This is a genomic window from Desulforhopalus sp., from assembly GCA_030247675.1.
Classification (GTDB): domain Bacteria; phylum Desulfobacterota; class Desulfobulbia; order Desulfobulbales; family Desulfocapsaceae; genus Desulforhopalus_A.
This window is the reverse complement of record JAOTRX010000003.1, coordinates 137,443-158,417: the sequence shown is the minus strand read 5'-3', so window position 1 is coordinate 158,417 and position 20,975 is coordinate 137,443. Positions and strand designations below refer to the sequence as shown.

General features: G+C 52.3%; 14 protein-coding genes, 2 tRNA genes and 1 pseudogene. 7 read left to right on the top strand and 10 right to left on the bottom strand.

The genetic code is table 11. The annotated features are described in order from the left end of the window. Positions 1-740: 740 nt before the first annotated feature. The gene (locus tag OEL83_07950; protein ID MDK9706968.1) at positions 741-3,356 is read left to right on the top strand and encodes a PEP/pyruvate-binding domain-containing protein; all 2,616 of its coding nucleotides are present in this window, start codon (positions 741-743) and stop codon (positions 3,354-3,356) included. Between the two features lie 126 nt (positions 3,357-3,482). Here OEL83_07950 and gdhA read toward each other — a convergent pair whose 3' ends face one another. The 4 genes from gdhA to OEL83_07930 all read right to left on the bottom strand — a co-directional run bounded on the left by gdhA (position 3,483) and on the right by OEL83_07930 (position 9,214). Next, entirely contained in the window at positions 3,483-4,838 is a 1,356-nt protein-coding gene (gene gdhA, locus OEL83_07945) for an NADP-specific glutamate dehydrogenase (GenBank protein MDK9706967.1), read from the bottom strand. Positions 4,839-4,878: 40 nt separating this feature from the next. After that, the gene (locus OEL83_07940; GenBank protein ID MDK9706966.1) at positions 4,879-5,457 is read right to left on the bottom strand and encodes a hypothetical protein; all 579 of its coding nucleotides are present in this window, start codon (positions 5,455-5,457) and stop codon (positions 4,879-4,881) included. Between the two features lie 333 nt (positions 5,458-5,790). Then, a complete protein-coding gene (locus OEL83_07935; GenBank protein ID MDK9706965.1) occupies positions 5,791-7,251 on the bottom strand; it encodes a sigma-54 dependent transcriptional regulator in 1,461 nt (486 codons plus the stop codon). A gap of 4 nt (positions 7,252-7,255) precedes the next feature. Then, positions 7,256-9,214 (bottom strand): ATP-binding protein, encoded by a 1,959-nt coding sequence (locus OEL83_07930; protein MDK9706964.1) that lies wholly within the window; start codon positions 9,212-9,214, stop codon positions 7,256-7,258. Positions 9,215-10,010: 796 nt separating this feature from the next. On the opposite strand from OEL83_07930, the pseudogene OEL83_07925 reads away from it, so the two are divergent. Continuing rightward, positions 10,011-10,793: pseudogene (locus OEL83_07925) on the top strand (ISL3 family transposase). A 142-nt stretch (positions 10,794-10,935) separates the two neighbouring features. Here the strand turns inward: OEL83_07925 and OEL83_07920 are convergent. The 6 genes from OEL83_07920 to OEL83_07895 form a co-directional block, all read right to left on the bottom strand. Continuing rightward, positions 10,936-11,013 (bottom strand) — tRNA-Pro (locus OEL83_07920). Between the two features lie 48 nt (positions 11,014-11,061). Further along, positions 11,062-11,137 (bottom strand) — tRNA-Asn (locus tag OEL83_07915). Between the two features lie 203 nt (positions 11,138-11,340). Further along, positions 11,341-12,192, bottom strand: a complete 852-nt coding sequence (locus OEL83_07910; protein ID MDK9706963.1) for a hypothetical protein — start codon at positions 12,190-12,192, stop codon at positions 11,341-11,343. Positions 12,193-12,305: 113 nt separating this feature from the next. Then, on the bottom strand, positions 12,306-13,076 hold the full coding sequence (locus tag OEL83_07905) for an SDR family oxidoreductase (GenBank protein ID MDK9706962.1): 771 nt from the start codon (positions 13,074-13,076) through the stop codon (positions 12,306-12,308). Between the two features lie 232 nt (positions 13,077-13,308). Next, positions 13,309-14,238 (bottom strand): alpha/beta hydrolase, encoded by a 930-nt coding sequence (locus OEL83_07900; GenBank protein ID MDK9706961.1) that lies wholly within the window; start codon positions 14,236-14,238, stop codon positions 13,309-13,311. A 14-nt stretch (positions 14,239-14,252) separates the two neighbouring features. Further along, complete coding sequence (locus OEL83_07895) at positions 14,253-16,412, bottom strand: alpha/beta fold hydrolase (GenBank protein MDK9706960.1); 2,160 nt, start codon at positions 16,410-16,412, stop codon at positions 14,253-14,255. 263 nt (positions 16,413-16,675) lie between these two features. On the opposite strand from OEL83_07895, the gene rocF reads away from it, so the two are divergent. The 5 genes from rocF to OEL83_07870 all read left to right on the top strand — a co-directional run bounded on the left by rocF (position 16,676) and on the right by OEL83_07870 (position 20,944). Further along, complete coding sequence (gene rocF, locus OEL83_07890; GenBank protein ID MDK9706959.1) at positions 16,676-17,566, top strand: arginase; 891 nt, start codon at positions 16,676-16,678, stop codon at positions 17,564-17,566. 223 nt (positions 17,567-17,789) lie between these two features. Further along, positions 17,790-18,863 (top strand): TRAP transporter substrate-binding protein, encoded by a 1,074-nt coding sequence (locus OEL83_07885; protein MDK9706958.1) that lies wholly within the window; start codon positions 17,790-17,792, stop codon positions 18,861-18,863. Between the two features lie 71 nt (positions 18,864-18,934). Then, positions 18,935-19,057: a hypothetical protein gene (locus OEL83_07880; protein MDK9706957.1), complete on the top strand. Its 123-nt coding sequence runs from the start codon at positions 18,935-18,937 to the stop codon at positions 19,055-19,057. A 4-nt stretch (positions 19,058-19,061) separates the two neighbouring features. Further along, entirely contained in the window at positions 19,062-19,613 is a 552-nt protein-coding gene (locus OEL83_07875) for a TRAP transporter small permease subunit (protein ID MDK9706956.1), read from the top strand. Beyond that, positions 19,610-20,944: a TRAP transporter large permease subunit gene (locus OEL83_07870; protein MDK9706955.1), complete on the top strand. Its 1,335-nt coding sequence runs from the start codon at positions 19,610-19,612 to the stop codon at positions 20,942-20,944. The genes OEL83_07875 and OEL83_07870 overlap by 4 nt, the downstream gene beginning before the upstream one ends. The last annotated feature ends 31 nt before the right edge of the window (positions 20,945-20,975 follow it).

Here is a 20,975-nt window from a genome sequence, read left to right as displayed (position 1 = left end):
CGTCTCTTCCCCCTGAGAAATTTTGGCAAAAAAGGTTTACGGCAAAAACCGTAAACCTTTTGTAAATCAGTGGTCGGGGCGGTATGATTCGAACACACGACCTCCTGCTTCCAAGGGACAGCACCTTCAAAACACACGATTCAGCAACTTACCGCTATTAAATAATATTAAAAAGTTACTTGAATCAGCGATCTTTAAAAACCCCACCTTTTTTGTTGATTTGACATCCAATTTGATTCAAACGATCACAAGATCGTCAAATGGAGATGATGTTAAAATTTTCGCGGTTGACTCAGGGCGAGCCGCGGCTGCTAGTTGGCTTGACTAAGAATTGATGTGCCAGCTTGCTGAAGCGGTAAAATCATTATTTGGTGAAACAGCAGTTTTTGAAGAAATTGGCGATAAATGGAAACCCTATAGAGCGATAGCATCATGGTAGTTGTGGAAATATCTGGACGGCTGATCTCTGTATAGTCTGAAAGGAGAACGAGCTTCGGTTTGCGCCATAGACATAAAGAGCAATCGATAATCGAGTGGCATGCCAGCAAGATATGACAGGACACTTGTGGCATAGACTGTAAGGCACCAAAAAAATCAGCCGGAAAAAGGTCCCCTGGAGATGGAGATCTGCCGGGGAGCACCTTTTTGGAACTGAATAAAATCCTACATCATATCAATTTTCCGGGAGATAAGCTATTATACAACGAGCCTAAAAGATCAACTCGAAAAGGATATGTCTTATGGCCTCTCATGCATCGATCAGCACAGGCTGGGAAAGCCTGGACCGGATTATCGACCATCTGCGCCCCGGAGACAACGTCGTCTGGCAGGTGGATGCAATAGACGATTATCAGCGTTTGGTAAAAGACTTTGTCAACTGCGCCCTGACGAACAATAAGCGGGTGGTCTATCTCCGTTTCGCCCGCCATTTGCCCATGCTGGAGGATCGTCGCGACAAAGTAACGGTCTACCAGCTTAGCGAGGCCCAAGGCTTCGAATCATTTTCCTCGCAAGTCCATAGTATCATTACGCAAGAGGGCAGAGACGTCGCCTATGTCTTTGATTCCCTGTCCGATCTGCTGCATGTGTGGGCCACGGATCTGATGATCGGCGATTTTTTTTCCATCACTTGCCCCTATCTCTATGAACTGAATACCATCGCCTATTTCGCCATCCTTCGCGACCGCCACTCCTTCAAGGTAATTGCCCGGATCAGGGAGATCACCCAGGTGCTCATTGATGTTTACAACTACAAGGGGCGAATCTGCATACATCCGATAAAAGTCCAGCATCGCTATTCACCTACCATGTTTTTCCCGCATATCAAGCGGAAGGACAATCTTGATCCGGTGATCAACAGTGTCGATGCCTCCGAATTGTTCAGCCATCTCTTCCGTCACAAGGCCGGTATTGCTCATCGCCATCTCGATTATTGGGACCACCTCTTCATCCAAGCTGGAGCCCTCAACGCCTCGGAGGCGCCGGATGAGGAAAAGCAGGACATGGTGGAACAGCTTAGCCGCCTGTTGCTCACCAGAAACAAGGAGCTGCTGTCGCTGATCAGGGAGCATCTGACCCTGGATGATCTGCTGCGGATCAAGGTGCGCCTGATCGGTACCGGATTCATCGGCGGTAAATCGGTGGGAATGCTGTTGGCGCGCAAAATCCTCGCCGGCGACTCCGGCCACGACTGGAACGATGTCCTGGAACAACATGATTCCTTCTATATCGGTTCCGACATATTTTACAGCTACATCGTCCAAAACGGCTGGTGGAAGCTTTTCATGGCCCATAAGACGCGGGAAGGTTATTTCGAACGTGGGGCAGAGCTGCGTCAACGCCTGTTGACCGGAGTCTTTCCCGACGAGATCAATGAACAATTTAAGCTGATGCTCGAGTATTTCGGCCAGTCGCCGATTATCGTCCGCTCCTCCAGCCTGCTTGAAGACGCATTCGGAAGCGCCTTCGCCGGCAAATATGAAAGCTGTTTTTGTGTCAACCAGGGCCCACCGGAAAAGCGCTACGAAATCTTCGAGACAACGGTTCGCCATATTTTCGCAAGTATCATGAATGAGGATGCCCTTGCCTACCGCCTCCAGCGGGGCCTCGATCAGCTGGACGAGCAGATGGCCCTGCTCGTCCAGCGGGTATCGGGAGCCTATCAAAAAGATTGTTTCTTCCCGGAGATGGCCGGAGTTGGACTGTCGCACAATCCGTTCGTCTGGAAAAAAGGCATGGACCCGCAGGCGGGTATGGTACGTCTAGTCTATGGTTTAGGTACACGGGCGGTCGACCGGGTGGAAAACGATTATCCGAGGATCATTGCTCTCGATGACCCGTTAGTCAAGCCGCTGTCCGACATGAAGGATATTCGAAGATTTTCCCAACACTATGTCGACGTCTTGAATCTCAAGGAAAACCGCATTGAAAGCGTTACCTTTGAGGCAATGTTGGAACAAAGTGTCTCGGCAAATATTGATCTGCTGACTGTTCGTGACACGGAGGCCTTGCAGGCTCAACGGGACATGGGATTGCCGGAAAGAGACCAGCGGATTCTGACATTTGATCCGTTCCTGACGACAACCCCGTTCATTGAGATCATGCGTTCGCTCCTTTATCGTTTGAAACAGGTCTACCGCCATCCAGTGGATATTGAATTTACCGTCAACTTTAATCAGGTCGGAGAGATCCAGCTCAACCTACTGCAGTGCCGCCCGTTTCAGACCATCGGCATGAGTGCCGGAAGTCCCCTGCCTGATGCGATTCCCACCGCGGACGTTTTTGTTCGCATGGACGGCCGGTTCATCGGCGGCAATATCATCCAGCCGATCGCGCTGATCATTTTCGTCGATCCGGAACAGTACATTCAGCTTTCACTTTCGGAGAAATACAGCGTTGCCCGCCTGATCGGCAAGCTGAACCGGAGCATTGTTGATCGGGAAGGAAACCCAACCTTGCTGCTCGGCCCTGGCCGGTGGGGAACACAAACCCCGGCGATGGGGGTGCCCGTCCATTTTTCAGAGATCAACCACATCACGGCGATGGCGGAAATCAGCTACCGGCATGGCAGTCTGATCCCGGATCTATCGTTCGGCACCCATTTTTTCCATGATCTCATCGAAACCAAGATCTTTTATATGGCCATTTATCCGGAACAAGCGGATGTACATTTCAACAGCCCCTGGTTGCTGTCTCTGCCCAACCGGCTGGCGGCCATCAGTCCGGCGGATGGATACCTGGCCCCTGTGGTCAAGGTGGCCGAGGTTCGTGAGACTGGATTGATCATACATTCGGACGTCGAATCCCAGCAGGTGTTATGTTATCTCAAATCGGAAAAAACCAGCGATAGCAGCTGACGGATAACAAAAGGGGACTGAACCATGTTGCGGCAAACAGGACGCGTTACTTCTGTTTGCCGATCCCCGGTTCAAACCCCCTTTAATGCCACAGCTGAAAGGAAATTATTCCGTTAACCAGCACGGCTAAACCACCCCATAGGCCAACATGGCTTTAGCCACCTTGGTGAACCCGGCGATATTGGCACCCATGACATAATCGCCCTTCTTGCCGTAGGCTGCCGCTGCATCCAGGCAGGATTTATGAATGCTTTTCATGATGATCAACAGCCGGGCATCGACCTCTTCCCGAGTCCAGGAAAGCTTGAGGCTGTTCTGGCTCATTTCCAGGCCCGAGGTGGCAACACCACCTGCATTGGCCGCCTTTCCCGGGCCATAGAGAAGGTTGTACTCCCGGAAAATCCTGACAGCCTCCGGCGTTGACGGCATATTCGCCCCCTCGGCCACGCAGATGCAGCCGTTGTCCACCAACGCCTTGGCGTTTTGCACATCGAGCTCATTCTGGGTGGCGCAAGGCAAGGCGATATCTACTTTAATGCCCTGTTCCCGGAGCACATCCCAGACATTCTTCCCTTCGACGCAAAGCGCTTTATATTTGTCGGCATATTCACTCACCCTGCCGCGCCGGATGTTTTTCAGTTCCATCAAGTAGTTGCATTTGTCTTGATCGATTCCTTGTTCGTCGATGATAGTGGCGTTCGAATCGCACACCGAGATAACCCGGCCGCCCACCTGATTGATTTTTTCAATGGCGTATTGGGCGACGTTGCCCGCCCCGCTCACCGCCACCACTTTACCCCTGAGATCGAGCCCCCTGGTTGCCAGCATTTCGGCGGCGAAATATACCGTGCCGTAGCCGGTTGCCTCCGGCCGGATGAGACTGCCGCCATATTCGAGGCTCTTGCCGGTCAACACCCCGGTATGTTCATTGTTGATCTTCTTGTAGTAACCGAACAGATAACCGATTTCCCGACCGCCAACCCCGATGTCACCGGCCGGAACATCGGTTTCCGGGCCTATATGACGGAACAGCTCGCGCATGAAGGCCTGGCAGAAGCGCATGATCTCTCCGTCGGATTTCCCTTTGGGATCAAAATCGGACCCGCCTTTGCCTCCACCCATGGGCAACGTGGTCAGTGAGTTTTTAAATATCTGCTCAAAGCCCAGGAATTTGATAATGGAGAGGTTGACCGACGCATGAAAGCGGATACCTCCTTTAAAAGGGCCGATAGCATTGTTGAACTGGACGCGGAACCCCCGATTGACAACTACCTGGCCCTTGTCATCGACCCATGGAACCCGAAAGGTAACGGATCGTTCCGGTTCGACAATTCTCTCGTAGATACCAGCCTTGACGAACTCCGGGTGCCGCTCCACTGTCGGTTCCAGCGTTTCCATAACCTCAGTCACCGCCTGGTGAAATTCATGTTGATCGGGATCGAGTTGTTTGACCTTGGCAATGACCTTCTCAATAACTGACATACATTCTCCTCCTGTCACCATGATGCATGGTGAATTGTGGTTATTTGTTGACGATATAGATAATACCAGTGGGGAAACGGAAGGAACTTTTCGGGCTGGATTTTCGGTAATAGTGAAAATCCTCAGACTTTACCCCCTCCTTGCCGCAAAATTCCGTCACGAGTTCTTCAAGACTGTCATAGCCGGCACCAAATAACGGCAGCTTTGAAAAGTACGGGCGTATCGCGCCCTTATTGACAAGGACCGCAAAATGAACAGGAAACAGCGGGTCGCCAACCACCAGAAGATACCGTTCTCTCGACTTTGAAAGGCGATAATCATCTTCAATGTCGTCGAAATCTACGGGCGAATACTCTTCCCGCAGAATCTCCGCTGCTTCAAAAACCAACACGTCATGAAAGGACATGAAATCGGAACAATCAAAAAAACCGAGAACATAGAGGGCGACACTAAAACTGGAAACCTGTTCATAAAGCGGATGGTTCCGATCGCAGAGCATGAGAACTTCATCAATTCTTTCACTGGCCAGGATTCCGTGGTGATCCAATTGCTCTTTTTGCGGCTCCGACGGTGTTGCAGCTTCCGTTTCATCCCTTTCATTGGTGTGGTATCTCTGCATGAGAAGATCTCCTTTTGTTGAATCAACTCGGTAAACATGACCACATGACCTTCAACTGGAATCTTTGATAGCAAAGCTCATGCCATCTCAACCGACCCCAAAAAATTAAAATAAATAATTGAAATAATGAGAGAAAACCAAACAAGAGAGAGAGGAGGGGGAATCGTTTGAATGGGGTATCCAACAAAACTGCTAACCACCCCCGGCACACCTTGAAGAGGCCGTAAAACGGGTAAAGAGCTATTGCGGTCGATTTGCGGAAGTATGGCAGGGCTGTATCGAATCTGCACAGCATATCGTTTATTGTGCAGAAGATAAACAGGAGAAGAGCTGTCAGCTCTTCTGAGGTTCTGCGGTTTGTGGCTCTTGCAGCTTTTTCAAGCGAAGACGCAGGGTGTTTCTGCTGACCCCAAGCAGTCTGGCCGCCTGAACCTGATTGTCGCCGCATTGTCGCAATGCAGCATCAAGAAGAACGTTTTCCACCATTTCAATGATGTCGATGTGGACATTTGGGACACCCAGTCGGAGCAAGGCGGGAACAATCAGTTCCAGCTCGTTCCGCAGCCGTTCCAGGAGATGGCCCCGCACCGGTATTGGGCGATTTTCATCCTCCGATACCTGGATCGGCAGATCTTTGTCATCTATGAGATTTCCTGCGGACAACAACACAGCCCGACGCAGCCAATTTTCCAGTTCGCGGACATTGCCTGGCCACGAATAGGCCGTGAGTTTGAGTATCGTGCCCTCTTTGAGAAAGCACTGCTCTCGCTTATATTCGCGACAAAACCGTTCCAGAAAATATCCAACCAGAGCAGGAAGATCTTCCGTCCGTTCCCGCAACGGAGGAATATGCAACGAGATGACCTTCAGTCGCCAGTACAGGTCTTCCCTGAACCTGCCGTCTTCTACTTCTTTTTCGATATCCCTGTTGGTGGCAGCAAGAATTCGAACATCCACCGGAATAACCCGGTTGCCACCGACCCGTTCGATTTCTTTTTCTTGAATCGCCCGCAATAATTTCGCCTGTAAAGGCATCGACATTTCGGTGATCTCGTCGAGAAACAGGGTCCCTTGGTGACAGCGTTCGATCTTGCCAATGACGGTGCGCTCCGCTCCGGTAAAAGCGCCCCTTTCGTGTCCAAAAAGTTCACTCTCAAAAAGCGCCTCGGGGATGGCTGCACAGTTGATGGCGATGAACGGCTTATCCTTGCGACTGCTGTGATGATAAATGGCCCTGGCCGCCAGTTCTTTTCCAGTACCGCTTTCCCCGGTAATGAAAACAGCCACGTTATTTTCCGCGACCTGGCCGATAAGCTTGTAAATTTCCTGCATCTTGCGGCTATTGCCTATGATCTGTGATGAGCGCTGGGGCGAGGCAAAAGTCAAATGCTCCGGGGCGGAAGACGGAAAAACCACCACATCCTTCATCTGGCGATTGACGGCCAGGGCTTCACCGACAATCCGGGTGAGATCGTTTTGATCGAACGGCTTTACCAGGTAGTCATAGGCGCCGCGTTTCATGGCTTCTATGGCAAGATCCATTGTGCCGTAGGCGGTCATCAGGATCACCGGGGTCTTGCTGTCGATCTTCTTGATTTCAACCAAGGCGTCCAAACCGTTGATATCCGGCATTTTATAGTCGAGCATTACCAGATCGAAGGTTTCCTTGGAGATGGCATCGAGAGCGGTCTTGGCGTTCTCACAGGCAGTGACAGCATAGCCTTTCCGAATAAAAAAGCGGCTCAGAAAGTGAAGCAGGCCCCCATCGTCATCGATCACTACTATCTTTTCCATATCTTCAGCTCGAAATGGTATCTGCAGACACCGGCAGGAAAATAGAGAATACCGTCCCTTGGCCGATATTGCTGGTTACCCGGACTACCCCGCCGTGGTTACGAATCGTGGTGAGCACCAATGGCAGACCAAGGCCGGTTCCAGTCGTCTTGGTGGTAAAAAACGGTTCAAAGATCTTGTTCATATGGTCCGTTGCGATACCCTGACCGGTATCGGCGATATCAATTCGGACGCAGGAGATCTCCCGCCCGTCAATGACGCAGGTATCCTGCTTCGCCGATACGGACAAGGTGCCATGCACAGGCAGGGCGTCCAGGGCATTGACAAGCACGTTAATCAACGCTTCGGCTAACAGCTTTCGATCTCCGATAATGGTGGGAAGCCGGTCGTCGACTGAAACTGATAGAACACACTCCTGCCGATTGATCTGGGGCCGTACCATGGTTAGGAGGTTGACCAAAAAAGTCTTCAAATCAATATCGGCAAAAACCAGATCCTGCGGTTTGGCAAAATCGAGAAAGCGATTGACGGTGCCCTCGATACGACCGATCTGGTTCATGGCGATCGTAAAATCTTCCTCGAACTCGGCGGATATGCTGACTTCGTCTTGAACGGATTCCAGAAAGAGCTTGATGGACGTCAACGGGGTCCTGATTTCATGGGCAACAGCCGCACCCATGCGGCCCATGGCGGCAAACTTTTCCGATCGTTCGGCCATCAACCGGGTTTTCTGCAGCATCAAGTCGGTCTCTTTCAGCTCCGCTTCCTGCTGCCCGACCTTCTCTTCCAACTGGAGATGCCGCTCTCTCAGACGCGTTGCCATGTCCGTAACAGAATAAAAAAGGGTGCCGATTTCGTCGTGACGCCCGCTTTTCTCAAGCGATTCGTCAAATCTGCTGTCGGCGACCCGCGCCGCATAAAGGCTCAGCTTTCTAATGGGGGCGACGATATGAGAACTGATCATCGAAGCGAAAAAAAAGGCGCTCACTATACAGAGAAAGAAGGCAAGCCAAAGCAGTCCCTTAAGCCTGTCAGCGGCAGCAAAGGCCTCGTCCCGATCCTGCTCAACCACGATATACCAGTTCGTATCGCCAACCTGAAGCGAAGTGCCCAGGACTTCGATTCCGCGATAGTCAAGATAGGCGCCGGCACGTTCTGATTTTTCGAAAATCTTGCGAAAACTCTCGGACTGGGAAATGTTTTCCGTAAGAATCCGGCGGGGCTCCTTGTGAGCCAGGAATCGGCCTTCCCGGTCGACGAGATAACATTCCCCAGTAGCGCCGAGAGATACTTTGAGAATGGAATTGATTATTTTATCGGTACCCACCCGTCCGTAAACCATGCCGGCAGAAACGTCGTTCGTGGCTGGGACAGGCGCACCAATGAGAAAAAAAGACTCTTCTTCATCGCTTGCATAGGTAATGTCGGAAACGTATAAATTCTCCCGGACCTGGTACCTGGAATCCCAAACCCGAGTCCTGTCTGCCGGGTTTGGGGGGCTGGCGGCAATGATTTTTCCTGTCCCGGAAACCACCACCAGCTCTCTGTAGACATCGTACTTTTCCCTGATCAGATCGAGATAAGGGTTAATCCGGATGGAGTCCATGGTTACCACCAGAGACGTTTCGGCCACCATCGACATGTCTGCTCTGCGCTCCTCGAGCCAGGCGGTCAGAAGCGATACTTTGTCTTCAGCCACATTTTCCAGCTGGCGCACCACCATCTTAATGAGAAGCTGCTCGGCATAGACATGAGAAAAATAGCCAATGATCAACAGCGGCATGAGGGTGAGAGCCAGAAAGAGCAGAGACACCTTGGCTCGAAGCGAGTATTTCCACCTTTTTCCCCAGGCAGTCCCTTTACGGCATGGTTCTTTCATACCAGCTTTTCCGTTTGACGAGCGATAGAGTTCCGACTCGATGACGCGCGGATCCATATTTAAATCATGCTGCTGGCTATTCATCCGCCTCCCTGTCTATTGAGGAAAGAAGGACTGCTTGTTATCTCTCAGCAAACAGTGGTTTATAACCTTTTATTCGTATAACATTCAAAGAAAAGTCGATTGGCTATCGTTATTTGTCGGTTTAATGCCAAGAGGCCTCAAATAGACTGTATTCGAATTCAAAGTGTATCTTGTTGGATTATGGCACTCCACCTATTGTCGTATCAGGTTTGTTCGGACAAAGCCGAGTGATCTGACAAATGGGAAATACTTGAAGAGAATCTAAAAGATGGCGATTAGGGTATGGGCTCTTCCTCAAAGAAAGGGGATGGAAAAATCCCAGCCATAAAAAAGGCATACCAAAACGTTTTGGTATGCCTCATAAATTGATCAAATTTCCGACCAAAGAAAGGAAATCAATTTATGGAGAGACTATTAACCGGTTTGTCAGACTTTTCAATAAAAAGAGTAATTGCCCTGCGGCCGACTCGACTTGAAGTCGCTTACGGTAAAGGAACACAATGCCCGGAATGTGGCAGCTTTGATCAACGGATAAAGGCTAGTTTCTGGCGGGAAATCAAAAGCATCCCGCAGCCAAGGCCACCCTGTTACACTGCATGTACGTTGTCACAAATTCCACTGCAAACAATGCGGCAGATATTTCAATAGCCGGATGCATGGTATCAAAAAGTGGGGCAGATCGACTGAACCACTGAAAAGTACAGTGTTTAATATATGCAGGCGAGGGTATTCAAACCGGGATGCTACTTCTGAAAGTGGCATCAGTGTGGCAACCGTAGAACGATTTTATCATCAGATGGTTGTGCAGAAAATCAGCCACCAAAGCGAACGCCTATGCCCTACAATTCTGGGAATTGACGAACATCGTTTCAGCAAGAAAATCGGCTTCGTAACAACATTTTGCAATCTTGCAAGACACAGCATCTTCGATGTAGCACCAGGACGCAGTGAGGCTGAGTTACAACCTTTTCTCAAATCACTTCAAGGCCGTAAAAGGGTGAAGATGGTCTGCATGGACATGCATGCGCCTTATCGAAAAATGGTGAAGAAATGGTTTCCAAACGCCAAGATAGTTACCGATAGATTTCATGTTATCAAGCTTATCAATCACCACTTTTCAAAGACTTGTAAAATCATCGATGAAGAAAACCTTGCATGGGGGTGAGGTGGTTTGGTCAGAATCATGTGTATCAGGCGAGAAAAACTGACTGCGCAGAAAAGAGAAAAACTTGAAAGATACTTTGAGCAGCAACCTGCAATCAAGAGTATCTGGATTTTCTGCCAGGATCTTGCTGAATTGTGTAGAAACAAGGGGAAGAATTCAACCGCTTGCAGAAAACTGCTCGGTGATTTGCTTGAGAAAATTGAACTGCTAAAAGAAAGTCATTTCAGGCCTATGAAAACTCTGGGAAGGAGCCTAACGAGCTGGTTGAATCCCATTGCCCGCATGTTTCGCTATTTTAAGAGCAATGGCATCCTCGAAGGCTTTCACCGGAAAATGAAGCTTATTCAGCGGCGAGCATACGGTTTTAGAAACTTTGAAAATTATCGATTGCGAGTAAGAATTTTGTGCGGGTAAGTAGACTGGAAATTTGATCGATCTTGGCCACCAGAATAAGTCATCCCCCTTCTTTGACGTAGACCCAAAGTTGCGCCCCTCACCGTTCAGCGAAACAAAAAAAGGGTTTACGGCGAAAACCGTAAACCCTTTTTAAATCAAGTGGTCGGGGCGGCAGGATTCGAACCTGCGACCTCCTGCTCCCAAGGCAGGCGCGCTAACCAGGCTGCGCTACGCCCCGACTATATTGAAAAAGGCTCGATTTTGGGGAAATCGAGCCTCTGAATTCTGGCTCCCCGGGACGGACTCGAACCGCCGACAAGGTGGTTAACAGCCACCTGCTCTACCGACTGAGCTACCGAGGATTAGACGTATATTCAACAGGTTTTGGACCAAAAACCCGGTCTCTCCCCCTGCCGAAACAGCGTAGGCGGGCACTATATACCGCGGAGAAAAGGGTGTCAACAGATTTTTCCATACGAATAATCTTTCTTGGTCGGTGCGTCTTAAGACCTTTCAGCAGGCCCGGTTTCTGCCGCCGGCTGCAGATTTCAGAGCAATAGATCTCTTATTTCGCGGTTTTTCCTTGCAACCCTTTCATCATCTGCTCCATCTGCTGCACCATCTGCTCCTGTTCTTCCTTCGACATCTGCTTTTTACCGCCGGTGGCTGCCTTCGGCGGCATCATCGCAGTAGTTTTGGGGTCTTCAGGGTCCTTCAGCATCGCAATAGCCTGGGTCGCCATATTCTTGGCCATTTCGTCCGACTGGGCATCGACCTCCGCCACGATCCCCACGGGATGCTCAAAGAACTTATCATCAGCTTTGTCTTTGGCAACTGATTCGGCGACCATAGTCATGCTCATACCCATCATATTCATCTCGGTCTTGAGGGTAATATCGGTATCGTGAATCAAATAAGTGGAAGACCCACCGAGAATTTCCACCTTGTCGCAGCTATAGCCGAGGATCTCCAGGGCGTTCGGCTGCAGTGTCCCGCCCATGCCTTCGGTATAGGCGGCACCCATTTTTTGGGCGTTTTCCCGGACCTTCTCCTGCTCAGCCTTGGACAGTTTATTGTATGCCTCGATCATATACTTCTGCGGATTGACCCCCTTAAAGCCCTGTTGCTTCTGGAGATCATAGGTATAGATATAATCAGGATTTTTAATAGTAATGGTGGAGTTGGCCATTTTCATGCCCATGACATTCGAGATCGTTTCCCGATAGGTTGCCCGCTCCCTGCCGTTATCGCGGATATAGAGAGTTTCCTTTCCCTCCTCCATCCCCTTAATCACATAGTTGATTGTCGCAGCCTTAAAGGGCAACTGCTTTTCCCATAATAATTCATTACCGGCAAAGACGATTGCCGGCATAAGTAAAACCAGTCCCAGCACCGGCAGCACCAACAATTTTTTCATAACATTTCCTCTTCATCCCGATGTTCGCGAAGACCCTTTACCCTTCCCGTCGATCCTCGTTACGGCTCTTTCCGCTGTTTTTGGTATGAGCAGACCAGCTGCGTAACTCAGCTTTATTTGGTGGCGGGCCCCTTCTTTCGACTGACGGCTAAACCCTCCCAGCTCTGGCAAACCGGCATTACCTCGACACAATTAATATTTACATGAGCCGGCCGGCTGGCCGTCCAGTAGATAATCTCGGCAATATCGACCGGAGTGAGCGGCTGCGTTCCCTCATAAACCTTGGCGGCCTTCTCCGTGTCGCCACTAAAACGGACAACGGAAAATTCGCTTTCGGCCAGCCCCGGCTCAATGTTGGTCACCCTGACCCCCGTGCCATGCAGATCGGACCGGAGATTTCTTGAAAACTGCTGAACGAAGGCCTTGGTCGCCCCGTAGGCATTGCCTCCCGGATAGGGCCACGAAGCTGCGACTGAGCCGATATTGATGACATGCCCCTTGCCCCGGGCGACCATGCCAGGCAGGATCAATCTGGTCATATACAGGAGGCCTTTAATATTGGTATCGACCATGGTTTCCCATTGATCGAGATCACTCGTTTGGGCTGGGCCAAGGCCCAGGGCCAGCCCGGCATTATTGAGGAGGATGTCGATATCCTGGAATCCCTCCGGCAATGCCGCCATCATGTCTTGTGTCTGCTGGCGGTCACGGACATCAAAAACCGCGACATGCACGCGTTCTGGCCCGAGTTTTTCCTGCAGCTCAACCAAGCGGTCACTTCGTCGGCCGGTAAGGACCATCTTCCAGCCGTTTTTGGAAAACAGTTCGGCGCATGCCTTGCCGAATCCCGAGGTTGCACCGGTAATTAAGATTGTCTTGGCCATTGCCGTATTCTTCCCCGTGTTGTCTGAGGTGATAGATGATGTTTCCCTTTGCCCGGTTCCACTCGGAAATCCCGGGGCAGCCATGCCTTCCGTATTCTTCTCCATACAAGAAAGTAACTACCCTACCTTAATCCCGTAAAAATCTCAATCCAATCTCCGACCCGAGAAATGAAGTCGTAAAATCAGGCAAATATAGGAGTACGGGACGCACAGTATTGGTTTGAAGGTCATCTCAATTGCCGCGGGCAAAACGGTCGACGGCGGCAAGCATCTCGGCAAAGCGTGGATTGGCTTTTTCCAAGGGTGGCGAACCGGGGGGATCGAGAAGGCCGTAGATCGGTTCCCGCAGCACCACACAGGCATGATCGACCCGATCGGCTGCGGAGATTATAAATGACCGGAAACGGCCGGCAGGGATTTGCTTCTGCAAATTCCGTATCTTATCGAGACTAACCACCGTATCACATTCACTCCAGGCGGCAAAGATCCTCCGGTCCGGTTTGTCCGAATCGGCAAACCGGCAGGGCATTGCCTTAATTTGCCCTATCAACACTGCCAGTTCGGCAGCGCTGTTGAGACTGATCCGGTCGTAGCGATAGGGATGGTTGCCTACCATCGGCCGGGAGGTGTCGAGCCGGCCGATCCACTGCCGGCGCAGCAACCATTCCTTGAACCGGCCAGGGATGCCGAAAGGCCAGGCCGACAAGCCGAGGGCCGCCGAGAAAAGATACAGATCGCCGTTAATCGCCGGCTCCATGCAGGCAAAGAGGTAGCCAAGGGCGCCGCCCGTCGACAGTCCGCCGATGGAGACCCGCCGTGCCGTAGCGGTTGCCGAGACAATGGCGAACCGGACGTTTTTCTGCCATTCGGTAAGCGATACTCCAACCATTCTCTCCGGGCATTTCAGGCCGTGACACTGCAGCAGGGGGATGTATACATCATAACCCAAGGTGGCATGGAAATACTCGCCGATGGCTGCCATAAAGTAGGGTGAATCGCTGAGGCCATGGACCAGCACCACCGCCTGGTCGGCGCCACCCGGATGTACCATCTTCCGGGGATGGCAGCCCTTCCGCACCGTCTTTTCGGAAAAGGCGGGGAAGGCCTGGTAGTATTCCGGCCAGAGCCACTGACTTCTTTCATCCCGTATGTCTGGGCTCATTGCCGTCACCATTGCTACAACTCATCGATAAACGAACTGATTTTCTTAAATACCTTCACCGCGCCGGCACCGTTGATAAGGATATGCCGGTCGTCGCCAAGCAGGCAAAATTCCTTCCTGGCCGAACCGATTTTGGCAAAGAGCTGTTGGGTGCCCTCTGGATCAACAACGGGATTTTTGTCCGCCTGGAAGATGAGTGCCGGTTTACTGATGGCGCTGTATCTCTGCTCAATGGATTCGAGAAAGTCGCCGACCTCCTTCACCCCGGAAACCGGATTGCGGGTGTAGTTCCCCTTGACTGCGCCACTGGGAAAGTCGAGATAATCGATATTTTTTTCGCTCCGTTTCATCGTATTGAGGAGCCTATTCCAGACATCCGTTGCCGGCATGATCCTGCTCGAATAATCCCGGAGGCCAAAAGGCGGGCTGACGGCAAAGACCCCGGCCAGATTATCGACCCGGGATGCCAGATCAAGCACCAGACTGCCGCCGAAGGCTATGCCACCGAGGACCACCCGGTCACAAAGCATGCTCATCAACACGAAACCGTTCTCCACCGCCTCCACCCATTCCCGGTGCTTGCGGGTGGCGAGATCCTCGGCGACGGTGCCATGGCCCGGCAAGCGCGGCGCAAAAACCCAGATCCCGCGCCGCCGCAGGTATCCGGCCAGGGCCCGTACCTCTTCGGGCATGGCGAGATAACTGTGCACCAGCACCACTCCCATCCGACGGCGAAAGGAGGGCAGGAGAAACGACTGCTCGCCGGGCATTTTTTCAGCGCCGGGTGGCCGGGCAAACAGCCGACACGCCTCATCATACCGGGTCTTTTCGCTCCGCAACAGATAGCGAAGAATGGCAATCCGTACCACCGGTGAAGGCATCCAGGCCAAACGCCGCAACAGAGTGCTGAGCTTTTGCAGGGGCTCGACCTCATTGGCCATGACTTCAAGCGGATTGTCGATCCGCCCCCGATGGACGCTGAGAGGCCCTGACAATCGGCACCGATCACAGACCAGTTCTCCTCCAGCCCTGGAGACAATGCCTTTTTCCTCGGCCAGTTTCAGAAAGTTGGCGTACTTATGATAGCGATCGTCGGTAAGCAGGTGGGCTTGATTTTCCTGAAGAGAGCGGTGGAGAAAAAAGACATCCCGGCCGTCTTCTTTGCCGGTAACCAATGAGGCGGCGTAAAAGATCCGCCGCTTGAACTCCATCTCCCTGATGCCGCGAAAAGGGTACATCCTGAGGAAGGCGGCGAAAAGGTGCTCGTGGTTGATCGTGGTCATGGCGTAGATGTCGTGCATATACTGCTGCATGACCCGGTAAGCAGTGCCGCGCATCATATTCTTCAGTTCGGGGGAAACCGAAAAGCCGTTGATGCCGTGCTGTTCCACGTCGTTCCGCCACTCGGACTGTAGATGGTCGGCCATGCGAATCGGTTTACCAAAGCGGATGTCGAGATCAACCCCGGAAAGCAGCATGGTGCCCTCGGTCATGATCTCTTCCACCATCCTCTCCGACATGTCCTTGACCAGCCTGCCGGCTATGTTTAAGGCGATGTTTTCGGCAGCGCGAATCGGGTAGTAGGTGAGATTAACCGGGACGATACTGGCCGGTTTAGTGTCGACCTCATCGAGAGAAACAATATTCAGGCTTTCGAGCATCTGCGGCAATTTGCCCGGGGCGGTCCGGGCGGTGTGCAGCAGATGGCTGCGATACAACTCGGTCCTGAGAGCAAGGGCCGCGGCGCCGGTGTGCGGCTCGTGCATACCGGCCGGGTCAGCGACCATGTACCGGCCGCCTTCCATGATCTTTTTGGTCTTGATCATGCTGCCTTCCGGGAAAATTATCCAGTCGGCCCCTCCGGTAAGCAGGCTCTTGACGATCAGTTCATCGCGTTTCGGATTATCGGTTGAGATCACCCCAACCATGTCAAAGAACTTTTCCAGACCACCCTTGAACAGGCTCGCCGCCGCCAGCGACTGCACCGGTTTGTGGGTCAATTTATAGATATAATAGGGCAGCAGCAGGGTTTCGATCCGGGTGAAATGATTCATCACGAAGATGATCGGTCCGGACGGAATATTCTCCTGGCCGTGCATGTAGATATTGGCCTTGGAGAGGTGGGAGAAAACCTTGATCGCCAGGCCGGTTGTCAGATACGCGGATCGAATCATAAAGGGCTCTTGGATGATGGCGCCGATTGCCGGGAAACCCCGCTGCGCCGCACAGCCCATTTCTCACCGGTGATTTCCGGCGCGGCAACTCTTTCCCAACGAAAAACCACATGAAATTTCAGCACATTTTATTGTAGAAAGATTTTCCCGCAGGGTCAAGAAGAGAACCGGCCCACCCTCCCCCGCATTGCATTTTTACCTCGATCCCCCTATAATGGCCGAAATTGCATAGATTTTTCACAAAATACAGAGACAAAACCGCCATGACAAAGACCGTGCGTATCATCGGAGTGCCCATGGATCTCGGGCAAAGCCACCGCGGGGTGGACATGGGGCCGAGCGCCGTCCGTTACGCCAATCTCGCCGGCAGCCTGCGCGACCTCGGCTACACCACCATCGACAGCGGCGACATCACCATCCCCGGCCATTACGTCCTCACCGACAACAGCCTGCAAGGGCAGTTGCCGCATATCTGCAAGGCCTGCACCTGTGCCTACCATTTTGGCCGGCAGGCCATTGCCGCAAGCGAGATCCCGATCTTTATCGGTGGCGACCACTCCGCCTCGATCGGCACCGTCGGCGGGGTTACCGATGGCGGAGAGGTCGGTCTGATCTGGCTGGATGCCCACGGCGATTTCAACACCCCCGAGACCTCGCCGAGCCAGAACGTCCACGGCATGGCCCTGGCGGTTCTCCTCGGCCTTGGCCCGCAAGAACTGGTCGATATCGGCAGGCCGGGGCCAAAGGTACCGGCAAAAAACGTCGTTGTCGTCGGGGTGCGCGATCTTGATCCGCTGGAAAAGGATCTGCTACGGGCCTCCGGCTGCACCGTCTTCACCATGCGCGATATCGACGAGGTAGGCATCCGCGCCATATTTACCGGGATCATCAAAGGATTTAAGCATCTCGACAAGATCCATGTCAGCCTCGATCTCGACGTCATCGACCCCCAGGGCGCCCCCGGGGTCGGCACCCCGTCACAGGGCGGGCTGACCTACAGGGAAGCGCAGTTGATCATGGAGATCCTCGCCGAAACCGAGAAACTCCATTCGGTGGACATCATGGAGATCAACCCGATACTCGACATTCAAAACCGTACCGCCCAGATGGCCGTCAATCTTGTCGCCTCCCTTTTCGGCAAAACGATTCTCTGAAACAGATGAGCTGACAGGTAAAGACCTGACATCCCATGCCTGAAAATGTAACTATTTTACGATGGCAACAACAACGCTGTTGTCGGTTGTTGCCTTATTTCGTCGCCCGTATTAAATAGACGGGGAATAATTAACACATACTGGCAGGTGTAACAGGTGTATGCCAGTATGCAATCCACAGGCTCGACTCGGGCTGAAATGCGAACCTTTTTGGGAGGAGAATATGAAACGTTTAGGGAAGATCGCCTTTACTTTAGCGGCATGCATGCTGGTCGCATCCCCAGCCCTGGCGGCTGAGAAAATCCGTTGGAAATGCGCCATGACCTGGGCAAGCACCCTTACTCCTTTGGCCTCACCGGCTCCGAGACTTGCCAAGATCGTCAGTGAAATGACCGATGGCAATTTCGAGATTAAGGTCGATGGCGCCGAGAAACATAAGGCCCCCCTGGAAATTCTCGACATGGTCAAGGGCGGACAGTTTGAAATGGGACACTCCGCCGCCTATTACTGGAAGGGTAAAGACATCACCTCCGTTTTCTTCACCTCCGTGCCCTTCGGTATGACCTCCGATGAACAGAATGCCTGGCTGTACTACGGTGACGGCATGAAGCTGCAGGAAAAGGTCTTTAGCAAATTCAATGTCCTCTCCTTCCCCGGCGGCAATACCGGTGTGCAGATGGGCGGCTGGTTCAGAAAAGAAATCAAGACCGTTGATGACCTGAAAGGTCTGAAAATGCGTATTCCGGGCCTCGCCGGCGAGGTCTTCGCCAAGCTTGGCGTCAACGTCACCAACATTGCCCCGGGCGAACTCTATACCTCTCTTGACCGCGGCACCATCGACGCCCTTGAGTGGGTAGGTCCGGGTATGGACATCAAGATGGGCTTTCATAAGATCGCCCCCTATTACTACGCCGGTTGGCATGAGCCTGCCTCCGACATGCAGTTCCTGATCAACAAAGACGCCTTTGCCAAATTGCCCCCGGCCTACCAGACTGTCCTGAAGACCGCCATGCAGGCGGTATCTGCCGATATGCTCGCCGACAATTATGACGCCAGCGCCAAGGCCTGGGAGCAGATGAAGACCGAGTTCCCCAATATCAAGGTCATGATCTTCCCGGAAGAGGTCCTCAAGGCGATGAAAAAGGCCAACGACGAGGTTATGCAGGCCTATGCCGCCCAGAACGCCGAATTCAAAGAGGTATATGACTCACAGCAGGCCTATATGAAAAAGGCCCGTGAGTGGAGCCGGATTTCAACCCAGTATTACCTCGAAACAACCCAGATGGTCGAAAAATAATCGTCCTTTCTGAGGTGTAACCGTTCCGATCTCACCGTCCATTCGCCGCAACAGGAGGATGGACGGTTTTTATGTTTACAAGGTTTGTCCGGCGTGCCATGGTGGGTCAGTTATATGCAACCCGTGGGGTGCATCGAAAATATGAGGGGATGTTTGTTGGTCCGGTGATCATTGCCGGATACCAGGAGGAGTGACGGAATGCTGGTCAAGATTGAAAATTTTTATCGTCGATTGAATCGATTCTGGGGAAAGATTCTCTCCATTGTTTTTCTGCTGATGGTCGTCAATGTATTTTTTGATGTGGTCATGCGCTATTCGTTCCATAACAGTTCCGTCGCCATGCAGGAACTTGAATGGCATCTCTTCTCCATCGGCATCCTCTTTGGTGTCTCCGTGTCCCTCATCGATGAAGCGCATGTCCGGGTCGATTTTCTTTATGATCGCTGGTCTTCTCGCGCCAAGGCAATCATCAATATTGTCGGTACGATCTTTTTTCTCCTACCCCTCGCCCTGCTCATTTTTTTCGGATCCCTCGACTTTGTCCGGGACTCCTACAATATCAAGGAAATCTCGGAAAACCCCGGCGGCCTACCGTATCGTTATCTGATCAAGGGCATGGTTCCTTTGTCCTTTTTCTTGCTGATCTTCACCGCCTTTGGCTACACCGTGCAAAACATCAATATTTACCGAAATGCCGGGCGTGGAAAAGCCAGACTGGAAAGACGTGAGACCCTGGAGGTAGAGAAATGATCGGCATAATCATGTTCGCTTCCGCGCTCATCCTCCTCGCGGTGGGCTATCCGGTTGGCTTTACCTTCGGCTCCGTTTCCATCTTTTTCGGTATCCTTGCGGCGGTCGTCGAGATAGCGCCCGACATCAGTATGGCCGCTATTTCCCGTGAGTTCCTGCAGATGTTCTCGATGATGCCCTTTCGGGTCTATTCGATCATGAACAATACCATTCTCATGGCCATCCCCCTCTTTATTTATATGGGGATTGTCCTGCAGAAGTCGCAACTCGCCGAAAAGCTGCTTGAGGCCATGGGCACCATGTTCGGCAGGGTCAGGGGCGGCATTGCCGTCAGTACCGTGCTGGTAGGCACCATGCTCGCCGCCTCGACGGGCGTCGTCGGTGCCTCGGTGGTGGCCATGGGGGTTATTTCCCTGCCGGTCATGCTCAAGTACGGCTACTCGAAGACCCTCGTCGCCGGAACCATCTGCGCTGCTGGGACCCTCGGGCAGATCATCCCGCCGTCTGTCGTTCTCATTGTCCTTGGTGACATCTTCCAAGTGCCGGTCGGTGACCTCTTTCAGGCGGCGATGTTTCCCGGACTGATCCTGGTCGCCTTTTACATCGTTTTCATCCTCATCTATGCCCTACTCGACAAAAATGTCGCACCGGCAATGCCGGCACTGGAAGGCAGTTTTGCCGGCAACCTGCAACGGGCACTGCTCGCCATCCTGCCACCGATGATCCTTATCGTCCTGGTGCTGGGCTCAATCTTCATGGGTGTTGCCACCCCGACCGAATCGGCCGCCGTCGGCTGTATCGGCGCCATGATACTGGCCGCCATGTACCGGAAACTGACCTGGAAGGTGGTTGAAGAATCGGCCCTGGAAACCGTCAAGATTACCGCCATGGTCTTTGCCATCCTCATCGGCGCCACCGCCTTTTCCATGGTCTTCTTGTACAGCGGCGCCGATGCCATCGTCGAACATGCCCTGACCGGCCTGCCGGGAACTAAATGGACCTTTCTTGTCCTCACCATGGTGGTTATTTTTCTCCTCGGTTTCTTTATTGATTTCTTTGAGATCTGCTATATCGTCGTGCCGGTCCTCCTGCCCATTTCCCATATTATCGGCATAGACCCGCTGTTTTTCGCCATCATGATCGCCATGAACCTGCAGACCTCCTTTCTCACCCCGCCCTTCGGTTTCTCGCTCTTTTATCTCAAGGGCGTGGCGCCGCCGGAGATGCGGACAACCGATATTTACAAGGGAGTTGTGCCCTTTATTATCCTGCAGGTCATTGTCCTGGTAACCGTGGCCCTGTATCCGAAATTTTATGGGTTAATCAAATAATTGAACAATAAGACAATCCGCCGCACATCAC

Bases quoted from the DNA above. Each gene is read 5' to 3' on its own strand.
- OEL83_07950 (MDK9706968.1), top strand. From the start codon at position 741: ATGGCCTCTCATGCATCGATCAGCACAGGCTGGGAAAGCCTGGACCGG.
- gdhA (MDK9706967.1), bottom strand. From the start codon at position 4,838: ATGTCAGTTATTGAGAAGGTCATTGCCAAGGTCAAACAACTCGATCCC.
- OEL83_07940 (MDK9706966.1), bottom strand. From the start codon at position 5,457: ATGCAGAGATACCACACCAATGAAAGGGATGAAACGGAAGCTGCAACA.
- OEL83_07935 (MDK9706965.1), bottom strand. From the start codon at position 7,251: ATGGAAAAGATAGTAGTGATCGATGACGATGGGGGCCTGCTTCACTTT.
- OEL83_07930 (MDK9706964.1), bottom strand. From the start codon at position 9,214: ATGAATAGCCAGCAGCATGATTTAAATATGGATCCGCGCGTCATCGAG.
- OEL83_07910 (MDK9706963.1), bottom strand. From the start codon at position 12,192: ATGAAAAAATTGTTGGTGCTGCCGGTGCTGGGACTGGTTTTACTTATG.
- OEL83_07905 (MDK9706962.1), bottom strand. From the start codon at position 13,076: ATGGCCAAGACAATCTTAATTACCGGTGCAACCTCGGGATTCGGCAAG.
- OEL83_07900 (MDK9706961.1), bottom strand. From the start codon at position 14,238: ATGAGCCCAGACATACGGGATGAAAGAAGTCAGTGGCTCTGGCCGGAA.
- OEL83_07895 (MDK9706960.1), bottom strand. From the start codon at position 16,412: ATGATTCGATCCGCGTATCTGACAACCGGCCTGGCGATCAAGGTTTTC.
- rocF (MDK9706959.1), top strand. From the start codon at position 16,676: ATGACAAAGACCGTGCGTATCATCGGAGTGCCCATGGATCTCGGGCAA.
- OEL83_07885 (MDK9706958.1), top strand. From the start codon at position 17,790: ATGAAACGTTTAGGGAAGATCGCCTTTACTTTAGCGGCATGCATGCTG.
- OEL83_07880 (MDK9706957.1), top strand. From the start codon at position 18,935: ATGTTTACAAGGTTTGTCCGGCGTGCCATGGTGGGTCAGTTATATGCA.
- OEL83_07875 (MDK9706956.1), top strand. From the start codon at position 19,062: ATGCTGGTCAAGATTGAAAATTTTTATCGTCGATTGAATCGATTCTGG.
- OEL83_07870 (MDK9706955.1), top strand. From the start codon at position 19,610: ATGATCGGCATAATCATGTTCGCTTCCGCGCTCATCCTCCTCGCGGTG.